Annotated in this window: 11 protein-coding genes; 5 read left to right on the forward strand and 6 right to left on the reverse strand. The window is 72.2% G+C overall.

Annotated features, from left to right (window positions below; all coding sequences use genetic code 11):
* Nucleotides 1-64: 64 nt before the first annotated feature.
* The gene (locus tag IF55_RS09240) at nt 65-2080 is read right to left on the reverse strand and encodes an SDR family oxidoreductase (RefSeq protein ID WP_245661123.1); all 2016 of its coding nucleotides are present in this window, start codon (nt 2078-2080) and stop codon (nt 65-67) included.
* Nucleotides 2077-2949, reverse strand: coding sequence for a M24 family metallopeptidase (locus tag IF55_RS09245; protein WP_030882360.1), 873 nt, complete (start codon nt 2947-2949; stop codon nt 2077-2079). The genes IF55_RS09240 and IF55_RS09245 overlap by 4 nt, the downstream gene beginning before the upstream one ends.
* Before the next feature lie 230 nt (nt 2950-3179).
* On the opposite strand from IF55_RS09245, the gene IF55_RS09250 reads away from it, so the two are divergent.
* The 5 genes from IF55_RS09250 to IF55_RS09270 all read left to right on the forward strand — a co-directional run bounded on the left by IF55_RS09250 (nt 3180) and on the right by IF55_RS09270 (nt 8265).
* Entirely contained in the window at nt 3180-4253 is a 1074-nt protein-coding gene (locus IF55_RS09250; RefSeq protein ID WP_037964777.1) for an ABC transporter ATP-binding protein, read from the forward strand.
* Entirely contained in the window at nt 4243-5160 is a 918-nt protein-coding gene (locus IF55_RS09255; protein ID WP_030882366.1) for an ABC transporter permease, read from the forward strand. Before IF55_RS09250 ends, IF55_RS09255 begins: the two co-directional genes overlap by 11 nt.
* Before the next feature lie 58 nt (nt 5161-5218).
* Nucleotides 5219-6130 (forward strand): ABC transporter ATP-binding protein, encoded by a 912-nt coding sequence (locus IF55_RS09260; RefSeq protein WP_030882369.1) that lies wholly within the window; start codon nt 5219-5221, stop codon nt 6128-6130.
* Nucleotides 6131-6146: 16 nt separating this feature from the next.
* A complete protein-coding gene (locus tag IF55_RS09265; RefSeq protein ID WP_030882372.1) occupies nt 6147-6866 on the forward strand; it encodes an ABC transporter permease subunit in 720 nt (239 codons plus the stop codon).
* A 130-nt stretch (nt 6867-6996) separates the two neighbouring features.
* Complete coding sequence (locus IF55_RS09270) at nt 6997-8265, forward strand: amidohydrolase (protein WP_048831790.1); 1269 nt, start codon at nt 6997-6999, stop codon at nt 8263-8265.
* Between the two features lie 87 nt (nt 8266-8352).
* On the opposite strand, the gene IF55_RS09275 is transcribed toward IF55_RS09270, so the two are convergent.
* The 4 genes from IF55_RS09275 to IF55_RS09290 form a co-directional block, all read right to left on the reverse strand.
* Nucleotides 8353-9300, reverse strand: coding sequence for an aminoglycoside phosphotransferase family protein (locus tag IF55_RS09275; protein WP_030882384.1), 948 nt, complete (start codon nt 9298-9300; stop codon nt 8353-8355).
* 236 nt (nt 9301-9536) lie between these two features.
* Entirely contained in the window at nt 9537-10805 is a 1269-nt protein-coding gene (locus tag IF55_RS09280; RefSeq protein WP_030882386.1) for a CynX/NimT family MFS transporter, read from the reverse strand.
* Nucleotides 10806-10910: 105 nt separating this feature from the next.
* Nucleotides 10911-11621, reverse strand: a complete 711-nt coding sequence (locus IF55_RS09285; RefSeq protein ID WP_030882390.1) for a FadR/GntR family transcriptional regulator — start codon at nt 11619-11621, stop codon at nt 10911-10913.
* Between the two features lie 153 nt (nt 11622-11774).
* Nucleotides 11775-12920, reverse strand: coding sequence for a LuxR C-terminal-related transcriptional regulator (locus tag IF55_RS09290; protein ID WP_048831791.1), 1146 nt, complete (start codon nt 12918-12920; stop codon nt 11775-11777).
* Nucleotides 12921-13137: the final 217 nt, after the last annotated feature.

The following is a 13137-nucleotide window of genomic DNA, read 5'->3' on the forward strand; positions in this document are numbered from 1 at the left end:
GTCAGGCGCGTACGTCCCTGTCCGGCACGTACGGCTCTTCTCCGACGGCTTCCGCGCGGCGGCCCTACAGGGGCGGGTCGATACGGGCGATGGCGCGCAGCGCCTTCGGCGCGAAGCGGGACAGCAGGCGTGCGCCGCGCGCCTCCGGGGTGACCGGGACGACCGCCTGGTTGCGGACGACGGCCTTCAGGATCGCGTCGGCGACCTTCTCCGGCGGGTAGCCGCGCATCCCGTACAGCCGGGCGGACTTGGCGCGCAGGCGCCGCTGTTCGTCCTCCGAGACGCCCGTGAAGCGCGCCGTCGCGGCGATGCCGGTGTTGACGATGCCGGGGCAGATCGCCGAGACCCCGATGCCCTGACCGGCCAGTTCGGCGCGCAGGCACTCGCTGAGCATCAGCACCGCGGCCTTGGACGCGCTGTAAGCGGGCAGCGCCTTCGAGGGCTGGAAGGCCGACGCGGAGGCGGTGTTGACGATGTGGCCGCCCTGCCCGCGGTCGGCCATCTGCTTGCCGAAGGTCCGGCAGCCGTGGATGACGCCCCACAGATTGACGTCCAGGACCCTCCGCCACTCCTCGGCCGATGTGCTCATGAACGGGCCGGACAGCCCGATGCCCGCGTTGTTGACCAGCACGTCCACGACGCCGTACGCGGCGGCGACCTTGTCGGCGAGCTTCTCCATGGCCTGCTCGTCGCCGACGTCGACCGCCTCGGCCCAGGCCTCCGGGGCGCCGATGAGCCGGGCCAGCTCGGCGGTGCGGGCCGCGCCCTCCGCGTCCCGGTCCACCGCCACCAGGCGCGCCCCGGCCTCCGCGAAGGCGAAGGCGGTGGCCCGGCCGATGCCGCCGGCCGCGCCGGTCACCAGGACCAACTGCCCGCCGAACCGGGCCGCGTACGGGCTTTTGCCGCCCTTCGGAGCGGCGCTCTTCGTGGGGTCGCCCTCCTCCTGGGCGTCGACGAACTCCGTGATCCAGGCGACCAGTTGGTCGGGCCGGGTGCGCGGCGCCCAGTGCTTGGCCGGCAGGGTGCGCCGCACGAGCCCCGGAGCCCACTGCTCCAGCTCGTCGTAGAGCCGCTCGGACAGGAAGATGTCGCCGGTCGGGACGATGAGCTGCACCGGCGCGTGGGCGTACGCGTCGGCGCGGGGCCGGCGCATCCGGGCCCGTACGTTGTCGCGGTACAGCCACGCCCCGTGCGCCGCGTCGGTCGGCAGCGACGGCGTGGGGTAGCCGTCGCCGGGCGCCTTCTCCAGCCGCTCCAGGACAGCGGGCCAGTGCTTGCCGAGCGGGCCGCGCCAGACGGCTTCCGGGAGCTTCGGCGTGTGCAGCGCGTACACGTACCACGATTTGGCGCCCTGGCCGAGCAGTTGGCCGAGCCGGCGGGGGGTGGGGCGCGCCGTCCGCTTCTTGATCCAGTGGCCGAAGTGGTCCAGGGAGGGCCCGGAGATGGAGGTGAAGGAGGCGATCCGGCCCTCCGCGCGCCGTACGGTGGCGAACTCCCACGCCTGCACCGAGCCCCAGTCGTGGCCGACCAGGTGGACTGGCGCGTCGGGGCTCACCGCCTCCGCCACCGCCAGGAAGTCGTCGGTCAGCTTCTCCAGCGTGAAGCCGCCGCGCAGCGGCCGGGGCGCGGTGGACCGGCCGCAGCCGCGCACGTCGTAGAGGACCACGTGGAAGCGGTGGGCGAGCCGCCGGGCGACGCGGGACCAGACCTCCTTGCTGTCCGGATAGCCGTGCACCAGCACCACCGTCGGCCGGGCGGCGTCGCCCAGCTCCGCCACGCACAGCTCGACGCCGCCCGTGGCGACCCACCGCTCGCGCGCCCCCGCCAGCCCGTCGACGCCGTCCGCGGGCCCCTGCCGCGCCTCCCGGGAAACCTCCCCGCCCAGCCCCTCACCGGCCGCCCCACCGACCGATCCACCGGGCTCCCCGCCGAGCGATCCGCCGACCGATCCGCCGACCGACCCACCGACCGGCCCACCGGGCTTCCCGCCTGGTTCGCCGCCCGGCGTCCCGCCTGGCTCGTCGGCCGCCGTCCCACCGGGCTCCCCGCCCGCTTCCCCGCTCCGGAACTCGCTGCTCATGCGCCCTGCCCCTCCTGCCGTCGCCGCACGTGCGGCAGATCGTCGTCCAGCCAAAAGGCGCTCTCCTGGGGGTCGCGGGAGTCCGTGACGACCAGAAGCTCCTCGAACTTCGCGCCCGTGCCCCGGAAGCCGAGGTGGGGTTCGACCGCCCACAGTCCGGGCCGCGGCGGATGGTCGGAGAAGGCGTACGGGCTCCACAGCGGCGACCAGCCCTCCCGGTGGCCGTGCAGCGCGTCGGAGGCCAGCCCCTTGAGCGCCTGGGTGCCGAACCCGAAGACGTGCGGCGACCAGCGGCGCTCCTTGACGCGGCCCACCTTGTGCGCGATCACGCCGAACGGGTAGGCGCGGTGCCGGTTGGCGTACCCCTGGCGGACCATGAGCCGCTCGACGTCCTCGTAGATCTCGCGCAGGGAGCGGCGCTCGCGCACCTCGGCCAGAATCAGCTCGCGGTGCGCCCGCAGGTCGTCGAGGAGCCGGTCGTGCAGCGGATTGAGCCCCAGCACGCCCGAATACCCGATGTCGGCGGTGAATCCGCCGTGCACCGGGGCCATGTCGAGGATGAACGGCATCCCCGGCTCCAGCCTCCGGTTGGTCGGGAAGAACTGGAGCGGCACCCGGAAGTTGACGAAGGCCGTGCGGTCCCCGAACCAGGCGAAGGGCAGATGGAACCAGTCCCGCACCCCGCGGGCCCGCAGCCACTCCCGCTGCATCCGCGCCGCGTCCCGCTCCGTCACCCCCGGCCTGAGCTGGGCGGCGACCGCCTCGGCGCAGTCGTACGCGAGGCGCTGCACCCGCTGGAAGCCGCGCAGCTCCGCGGCGCGTTCCCGGTCGACCGCCGAGGCCGTGGCCGAGGTCACGGCTGAGGTCATGGCTGAGGTCATCGCCACCTGTCCGTCCGGTCCGTGAGCAGGGACCCCGGATGCGCCCAGTGAGGGGCCGGGGCCAGTCCGTAACTTGACACTGATGAATGTGACAATGCGCGGCGGCTGCGTCAAGGGGTCGGGCCGGCCTGTGGATAACTCGGCGAACTCCACCGGCCCTTACGGGGGTGTCAGACCGGAGGACGACACACATCCCGTTATCTGGGCTGACGCCACCTGTGGTCCGCGCCACTACCGTCGGGGACGTGACTGTGATCGCCATCGAAAGCCTGAGCAAGCGGTTCCCCCGGGTGACCGCGCTTGACCGGCTCTCCGTCGACATCACGCCGGGTGTGACCGGCCTGGTGGGCGCGAACGGGGCCGGCAAGTCGACGCTGATCAAGATTCTGCTCGGCCTGTCCCCCGCCACCGAGGGCCGGGCCGCCGTGCTCGGGCTCGACGTCGCGACGGAGGGCAGCGCCATCCGCGAGCGGGTGGGGTACATGCCCGAGCACGACTGCCTGCCGCCGGACGTCTCGGCGACCGAGTTCGTCGTCCACATGGCGCGGATGTCCGGGCTGCCGCCCACCGCGGCCCGCGAGCGGACCGCCGACACGCTGCGCCACGTCGGCCTCTACGAGGAGCGCTACCGCCCCATCGGCGGCTACTCGACGGGCATGAAGCAGCGCGTGAAGCTCGCCCAGGCCCTCGTGCACGACCCGCAACTCGTGCTCCTGGACGAGCCGACCAACGGCCTCGACCCGGTCGGCCGGGACGACATGCTCGGCCTGATCCGCCGCGTGCACACCGACTTCGGGATCTCGGTCCTGGTCACCTCGCACCTGCTCGGCGAGCTGGAGCGCACCTGCGACCACGTCGTGGTCATCGACGGCGGCAAACTGCTGCGCTCCAGCTCCACCAGCGACTTCACGCAGACCACGGCGTCCCTCGCCGTGGAGGTCACGGACACCGACACGCACCCGGACGGCACCAAGGCGCTCGGCAAGGCCCTCGCCGACGCCGGGCTCGCCGTGCAGCCGATGGGGCGCTCCTCGGACAGCGCGTACGCCGCCGGGCACGTCCTGCTGGTCGACGTGGACGGCGAGGAGACGTACGACGTCGTGCGCGACACCGTCGCCGGGCTGGGCCTGGGCCTGGTCCGGATGGAACAGCGCCGCCACCACATATCCGAGATCTTCCGCGACGACACCGGTGACGGCGGGAGCGCGAGCGCCGGCGACGGCGGCGCGACGACCGGCGGGCCCGCGCGCCCCGACGCGAACGAGAAGGGAGCCGCCCACCATGTCGCCTGAGACCAGGTCCGGCACCAAGGCGGCGGCCGCCCCGGCCGCCGACGTCATCCACAACATTGGCTACCGGAACTACGACGGGCCGCGCCTGGGGCGCGCGTACGCCCGCCGCTCGCTCTTCTCGCAGAGCCTGCGCGGCGCGTACGGCCTGGGCCGCTCCGCGAAGTCCAAGGTCCTGCCGATGATCCTGCTCGCCGTGATGTGCGCGCCGGCCGTCATCCTGGTGGCCGTCACCATCACGACGCAGCAGGAGAAGCTGCCCGTGCAGTACACGCGGTACGCGGTGCTCCTCCAGGGCGTCATCGGGCTCTTCCTGGCCGCCCAGGCCCCGCAGTCCGTCTCCCGGGACCTGCGCTACAAGAGCGTCCCGCTCTATTTCTCGCGTCCTATAGAGCGCGTCGACTATGTGGTCGCCAAGTTCGCCGCCATGGCGTCGGCCCTCTTCATGCTGACCGGCGTCCCCCTGGTGATCCTCTATATCGGCGCCCTGCTCGCCAAACTCGACTTCGTCGACCAGACGAAGGGATTCGCGCAAGGAATCGTCTCCGTGGCCCTGCTCTCGCTCCTGTTCGCCGGAATCGGCCTGGTCGTCGCGGCCCTCACCCCGCGCCGCGGCTTCGGCGTCGCCGCCGTCATCGCCGTGCTGACCATCTCCTACGGGGCGGTCTCCACCATCCAGGGCATCGCGGACACCCAGGGCAGCACCGACGTGATCCCCTGGCTGGGCCTCTTCTCACCGATCACGGTCATCGACGGCGTGCAGACGGCGTTCCTCTCCGCCTCGTCGTCCTTCCCCGGCGGCTACGGCCCCTCCGCCGGCCAGGGCGTGGTCTACGTGATCGTGCTCCTCGGCCTGATCGCCGGCGCGTACGGGCTGCTGATGCGCCGCTACCGGAAGGTCGGGCTGTGACCGCCGCCGAGACCGTACCGCCGTCCACCACCACCCCCCGAAGGAACGGGCCGCGCCCATGACGACCATCCATATCGACAATGTCTCGCGCTGGTTCGGCAATGTGGTCGCCGTCAACGACGTCTCCATGCGGGTGGGCCCCGGCGTGACCGGACTGCTCGGCCCCAACGGCGCGGGGAAATCCACCCTCATCAACATGATGGGCGGCTTCCTGGCCCCCTCGACCGGCGCCGTCACCCTCGACGGAGCGACGATCTGGCGCAACGAGGGGATCTACCGCCACATCGGGATCGTCCCCGAGCGCGAGGGCATGTACGACTTCCTGACCGGCCGCGAATTCGTCGTGGCCAACGCCGAGTTGCACGGCCTCGGCGCCGAGGAGGCCCGCCGGGCCCTCGCCACGGTCGAGATGGAGCACGCCCAGGACCGCAAGATCGCCACGTACAGCAAGGGCATGCGGCAGCGCGTGAAGATGGCCTCCGCCCTCGTGCACGACCCCGCGGTGCTCCTCCTGGACGAGCCGTTCAACGGCATGGACCCGCGCCAGCGCATGCAGCTCATGGACCTGCTGCGGCGGATGGGCGCCGACGGCCGTACGGTGCTGTTCTCCTCCCACATCCTCGAAGAGGTCGAACAACTCGCCGCGCACATCGAGGTGATCGTCGCGGGCCGGCACGCGGCCTCCGGCGACTTCCGCAAGATCCGCCGGCTGATGACGGACCGCCCGCACCGCTACCTCGTACGCTCCAGCGACGACCGGGCGCTCGCCGCGGCCCTCATCGCCGACCCCTCCACGGCGGGCATCGAGGTCGACCTCGGCGAGGGCGCCCTGCACATCCAGGCCGTGGACTTCGCCCGGTTCACCGAGTTCCTGCCCCGGGTGGCCCGGGACCGGTCCATCCGGCTGTACGCGGTCTCGCCCTCGGACGAGTCCCTGGAATCGGTCTTCTCCTACCTCGTAGCGGCCTGAAAGGAGCCTCGAAGCGATGTACAACCACACCGTCGCCCGGCTCACCTACCGGGCCCTTCTCGGCCGCCGCCGGGCCCTCATCCTGTGCGCGCTGCCCGTACTGCTGCTGGTCATCGCGGCCGCCATCCGCGCCATGACCGGCGCCGACGACCAGACCGCCGCCGACGTCCTGGGCGGCTTCGCGCTCGCCACCATGGTCCCGCTGATCGGCGTCATCGCCGGTACGGGCGCGATCGGCCCGGAGATCGACGACGGCTCCGTGGTCTACCTGCTGGCCAAGCCCGTCAAACGGCCCACGATCATCTTCACCAAACTGCTCGTGGCGATCGGCGTGAGCGTCGCTTTCTCGGCCGTACCGACCCTGATCGCCGGATTCCTGCTCAACGGCAACAGCCAGCAGATCGCGGTGGCCTACGCCGTCGCCGCGGCCGTCGCCTCCATCGCCTACAGCGCCATCTTCTTGCTGCTGGGCACCGTCACCCGGCACGCCGTCGTCGTCGGCCTCGTCTACGCCCTCGTGTGGGAGGCCCTGTTCGGCAGCATCGTCGACGGGGCGCGCACCCTCAGCGTCCAGCAGTGGGCCCTCGCCCTCGCCCAGAAGATCGGCGCGGACGGGGCCATCAGCTCGGCGGTCGGGCTGCCGCTCGCGCTGGTCCTGCTGATCGGCGTCACGGTCGTCGCCACCTGGTACGCGGGGCAGAAGCTGCGCTCGCTGACGGTCGCCGGGGACGACTGATCCGCCCTCCCGCACACCGCCGTTGACCACGCCACCGCTTCCGCGCGGTGGCGTTGTCAGTGGGCAGGCGTACAACTGTCCTGTGAGTGGGAGTGTGTGAGGAGCGACAACCGAGCAGAGGAGCGCGTCAATGACAACGGCGACACGAACGGTTCTCGACGGGCTGGACGGCATCAAGGAGCCGCTGGCCGACCTCTACCGCGATCTGCACGCCCACCCCGAGCTGTCCTTCGCCGAACACCGCACCGCCGCCGAGGTCGCCCGCCGCGCCGCCTCGTACGGATACGAGGTGACCACCGGCGTCGGCCGCACCGGCGTCGTCGCGGTGCTGCGCAACGGCGAGGGCCCGACGGTGCTGCTGCGCGCCGACTTCGACGGGCTGCCGGTGCGCGAACAGACCGGCCTGCCCTACGCCTCGACCGCCACCGGTACGGACCCGGAGGGCAAGGAAGTCCCGGTCATGCACGCCTGCGGCCACGACATGCACGTCACGTGCCTGCTCGGCACGCTCCAGCTCCTCGCCCAAGGGCGCGCGCACTGGTCCGGCACGGTGCTCGGCGTCTTCCAGCCCGCCGAGGAACTCGGCCAGGGCGCGCGGGCCATGGTCGCCGACGGCCTCCACGAGCGGTTCGGCGCCCCGGACGTCGTCCTCGGCCAGCACGTGGTGCCGATGCCCGCCGGAATGGTCGGCTGCCACCCCGGCCCCGCCTTCTCCGCCACCGACACCCTGCGCGTACGGCTGTACGGGCGCGGCGGCCACGCCTCGCGCCCCGAGACGACCGTCGACCCGGTGGTGATGGCCGCCGCCACGGTGCTGCGGCTCCAGACGGTCGTCTCCCGCGAGGTCGCCGGGGGCGACACGGCGGTGGTGACGGTCGGCTCCATCCAGGCCGGCAGCAAGGACAACATCATCCCGGACGAGGCCGAGATCAAGGTCAACATCCGCAGCTACACCGAGGCCGTACGCACCCGGGTGCTCGCCGCCGTCGAACGGATCGTACGGGCGGAGGCCGCCGCCTCGGGCGCGGAGCGCGAACCGGACATCGAGCCCGTCGACGCCTTCCCGGTCATGGTCAACGACGCGGACGCCACGCGGCGCACGATGGCGGCCATCGGCGCCGAACTGGGCGAGGACAGCCTACTGGCGCCCGGCCCCCTCACCGGGAGCGAGGACGTCGGCATCCTCGCCACCTCGGCCGGGGCCCCGCTGTGCTACTGGCTCTTCGGCGGCATCGACCCGAAGACCTACGAGGCCGCGCGCCAGGCCGGCACCAGCGACCAGGACGTGCCCTCCAACCACTCCCCGTTCTTCGCCCCCGTCATAGAACCGACGATCAGCACGGGGGTGACGGCGCTGACGGCGGGGGCGCTGGCGTGGCTGGGGCAGGCGGGGGCGTAGGGGCCGCATTGTAGGGGCCGGATTCTCTGTGGGCTGTTGACGTGGGGGCGCCGGGAGACGTCGGGGGCGCCGGGGCTCGCCGGTTCCTCAAAGGTCCAGCAGGGCGCGGGCGATGGCCGCCTGCTCCGGCCGGATGGCGTGCTCGCCGTCCTCCACGTCCCACAGGGAGTTCTGCAGCACCCGGCCGAGCGTCCAGCGCGCGGCCCGCGCCCGGTCCAGGCCGACCACGTCCGTCATGAGGTCGAACCGGCGGCGTACGGCACGGCGTACGTCGCCGGTGGCCACGACCTCGTCCCAGCGGTTGTGGAGGGCGGGCATCAGGTCGAACCCGGGGTCGCCGGCGAGCGGCTTGGGATCGATGGCCAGCCAGGACCCGCGGTCCGCCGAACCGGGCGGCGGGGCCAGCACGTTCTCGTAGTGCAGGTCCCAGTGCAGCAGCCGGTCGCCGGGTTCGCCGGCCACCTCGCGTACGGCCGCGGCGCAGCGCCGCAGCAGTTCGCGATCGGCCGGGTCGCGCAGCTCGGGAAGCGCCTCCGGCACGTCGTCGAGCATCTCCGCGGCGATGTCGGCGAGGGTGCGCAACCCGGCGGGCGCGGGCCGGTCCACGAGGTGCGCCAGCAGCTCGGCGAGGTCCTTGAGGGCCGCTTCGGCGTCCGCCACGTGCGCGAGCGAACGCCCCGCGTCGAGGCGTTCCAGGAGCATCGTCCCCGACTCCGCGTCGTGGTCGAGAAGGCGTACGGCCCCGTCCCCGCCCCACGCGCGCAGCGCCACGGGTTCCCCGACGCTCTCCTCGTCCACGGGCTGGAACTTGAGCGCCGCGGGCGTGCCGTCGCTCCGCACGACAGGCAGTACGAGCGCGACCATGCCGTGCATGGGGGCGCCGTCCTGCCGCAGCCGCCACCGGTCCAGAAACTCGGCGGCCAGGCCCGGCAGCCCGGCCACCCAGGCCGGACCGGTGCCGGTGGTGCCGTCGCCGTACCCGGCGTGGAACTCGGCCAGTCTGGCGGGGACGGTGACGGTGGGGTGCGTGGACATGGCCCCAAGTCTGCCGGGGGCCGGGGGAGGGGTCGCGCCATTTTCGGCGGCCGGGCCAAGTCCTCAATCGCCGGACGGGCTTGGGGGGTGCGGGTGCCGGTGCGCGTTCGGGTGCGGGCCAGAGATCGGGGCGCTGCCCCGGACCCCGGTCCTCAATCGCCGGACGGGCTGAATGGGGCGGCGGCCGTGGGCGGCCCGTCCGGCGTGGTGTGTGTGGGGGATCGGAGCGGATGGCGTCAGATCTTGCGGTCGCGGCCGGCGCCGAGGCCGAGGAGGACGAGGCCGACGCAGACGGCGAGGAGGATGGCGATGGGTATGGACCAGCCGCCGGTGACCTGGTGGACGGCGCCGAGGGCGAGGGGGCCGGCGGCGGCGAGGAGGTAGCCCCAGGTCTGGGCCATGCCCGAGAGGCGGGCGGCGGTGTGGGCGTCGCGGGTGCGGAGCACCATCATGGTGAGGGCGAGCCCGAGGGCGCCGCCCTGGCCGACGCCGAGCAGCGCGGCCCATACCCAGGCCCCGGCCACCGGCGCGGCCAGCAGTCCGGCGATGCCGACCGCCATGAGGGCGACGACCGCGACGGCGAGCAGCCGCTGGCTGCGCACCCGCCCGGCGAGCATCGGCACGACGAACGAACCGACCATCTGGACCAGCGTGTTGAACGCGAAGACGAGTCCGGCCTGGCTCTTGCTCATGCCGTTGTCGGTGAAGATCGTCGGCATCCAGGCGATGCAGACGTACGCGACCAGCGACTGCGAGCCCATGAACAGCGTGATCTGCCAGGCGAGGGGCGAACGCGAGAGGTTCGGCCCGTCTTCGACGAGGTGCTTCGGGGTGCCGGCGGCAGCGCCGTGCTTGGTGCCGCGGCGGGCGATGAGCACCTGGGGGATCCAGACGAGCGCGGCGACGGCGGCCAGTACGGACCAGGAGGCGAGCGAGCCGCGCCAGCCGCCGAGGGCGTTCTCCAGCGGTACGGCGGCGGCCGCGGAGGCGGTCGCGCCGAGGATCATGGCGGTGGAGTAGAGCGCGGTCATGGCCGCGGCCTTCTCCGGGAAGTCCCGCTTGATCAGGCCCGGCATCAACACGTTGAGCAGGGCTATCGCGGTGCCGACGAGGGCGCAGCCGACGAAGAGCGCGACGACGGGCGGGGCGATGCGCAGCAGGATGCCGCCGCACAGCAGCGCGAGCGCGCCGAAGAGCACCGTCTCGGTGCCCCAGCGGCGGGCCAGCTTGGGGGCGGCGATCGAGCCGAGGCCCATGAAGATCAGGGGGATGGTGGTGACCAGGCTGCTCACGGTGGCCGTGAGGTGGAAGTGGTCGCCGATCTCGCCGACCAGCGGCGATACGCCCGAGAGGGCGGCGCGCATGTTGAGCGAGGCCAGCACGATGCCGAGAAGGACGAGCGCGGGGTGGGCCCGCAGCCGACGCCGGGCCTCGGCCACGGGTGGCGCGGGCGACAGATCCTCCTCCGCGTCGATCAGTGGTGCTTCGGACCTCGTCTCCGACATGGTTCGCCTCTCCGAATGAAAGTACCTAGGTGGTGGATGCACGTATTGGAAGGTGCGGACAGATGGACAGCGGGGTGGATGGACAAAGGGGCGGTGCGGCCGGCGTCAGAGTTCGGCCAGCAACGCCTCGACGGCTTGTTTGGGGCGCGCGAGAAGTTCGCGGGCGGCGCGCTCGGCGGCCTCGGGGTCGCCCGAGGCGATGGCGTCGAGGACGGCCCGATGGTCCCCGTGCAGCACCTTCGGCATCTCGTGGTCGCCGAGCGAGGAGACCAGCGCCTCCCGCACCGAGCTGGCGAACCAGCCGTACGTGGCCGTCAGCGCGGTGTTGTGCGCGGCCTCGACCACGGCCATGTGGAACTCGATGTCGTGATCGGCGTACAGCTCAAGGCTCCCGGAGGCGGGCTGGCCCTCCTGGTCCTGCAACCGCGTCTGCGCCTCCAGCGCCGCGGCCATCCGCTCCAGGTCGGCGGGTTCATGGCGGAGCGCGGCCAGCCGCGCGGCCTCCGTCTCCAGCGCGATCCGCAGCTCCAGCACGTCCCGGACCCCGGCCCGCTGCACCCCGCGCATGATGTCGCCGGGGTCGGCCTTGGAGACCACGAAGGTCCCCTCGCCCTGCCGCGAGCGCAGCATCCCGGCGTGTACGAGCACCCGCACCGCCTCGCGGACGGTGTTTCGCCCGACCTGGAGCTGTTCGGCCAGCGCGTGCTCGGTCGGAATGCGCTCCCCGACCCGCCACTCGCCCGCCGCCAACTGCGCGCGCAACTGATCGACGACGGTGTCCACCAGGGACTTCCGCCCCGCCGCCTGCAATGCCATGCGCCCGCTCCCCACGCCAACGTCGAAAAGAACCCGGACCCTGTTGGCCCGGTTGCCCAGTCATCCTACAAGCTCAGTCATCCTACAACCAATGGCGAGGAGACGCGGGCCGGACCCCTTCGGGAGGGTCCGGGCCGCAGGGGAGCGCTCCGTTCACGCCTGGCTGAGAGCGGGGGGAGCCCCGCCCCCGCCGCCCCTGTCAGCCTCGGAGGCGGCGCGTTCCCGGACCGCCGCCTTGCGCTCGCCCCTGCCCTTGAGACCGCGCGAGCCGCAGACGGCGTCCACCACGTGGTCGAGGTCCGCGCCCGTGGTGCCGGGAGCCCCCAGCCGCGCGCGGATGAGATAGCCGAGCTGGAACCGGCTCTCCGCGCGGAAGCTCTCCATGATCTCCGCGATGTGCTTGCGGCACGTACGCAGGGACATGCCCAGCCGGCGGGCGATGACCTCGTCCTTCATGCCCTCGGTGAGCAGCCGCACGATCGCCAGCTTGGCATCGCTGGTGATGGTGGGGTTGCCGAAGTGGGTGGGGCGGTAGGGCGTGGCGAGTATCCAGGCTTGATCGAAGACCTGGCAGAGGTAGCCGACCGTGGAGGGGTCGCGGATGACGGCGGCGCCGTCCTGCTCGTCCCAGTGGGGGATGAACACGGTTTCCCGGTCGACGGCGATCATCCTGCCGAACAGCTCGCTGAGCGTACGTACTTCGGCTCCGGCTGCGACGAGACGCTCCACGTTCTCCTGGAGGGATGTGTCGTGTCGCGCCGTGTGCTGGTAGAGGGTGCGCATGCGCACGCCTCGCTGAAGGAGACCAAGATCGCGGGTGTAGGCGTGTTCCACCATGTCCGCCGGCCGGCCTCGGCGGGGCTCGCAGGTGAGGATCTCCTCGGTGCACCGCGCCATGGCGTCGTCGATCAATCCGATGACGGTCTTGAGGTCGCGTACCTCGACGGTCGCCGCCTGGGAGTGGCGGCTCGGCCGGCTCTCGGAGTACAGCGGAGCGAGCACGCTGTACTCCCCACGGAGCCGCTCGGTATGGGCCAACTGCTCGCGCAGCGCGGTCTCCAGCGGGGCCAGCAGGGTCGCGGCCGCCGCCTCCGGGGCGACGGGGACGAGCCGGCCCTCCGAGGTTCCGGCGGCTCCGGGCAGCGGGCGGAGCAGATGCCGTGCGACCAGCGTGGACGCGGCCTGCCGGACGCTCTCCGGCGGCAGGTCGAGCGCCAGGGCCGCGGCTTCGGCGGATAAGTGCCCGTGGTGCGCTGCCCAGCGGAAGACGCCGATCTCCACGTCGCTGAGCTGAGCCATGGTTTCGATGGGCGGTTTTGTCATCATTTACCCCCTAGAAGTTTGCTGTATGCAGCTTAATGCGGGGTGATCGGGCTGGACCAGGGACGCGGCCGCTCGGCACTCTTGAGAGGCGCAAGGAACTCGCGGAAAAAGTCCGGGAGTTGAATTAGAGGCCGCTCGGCTGTTCCTGCTGCCGGAGTGGACCATTCATGGAAGAGGTATTGACGATGGCGAT

The organism is Streptomyces varsoviensis, assembly GCF_000718635.1.
GTDB lineage: Bacteria > Actinomycetota > Actinomycetes > Streptomycetales > Streptomycetaceae > Streptomyces > Streptomyces varsoviensis.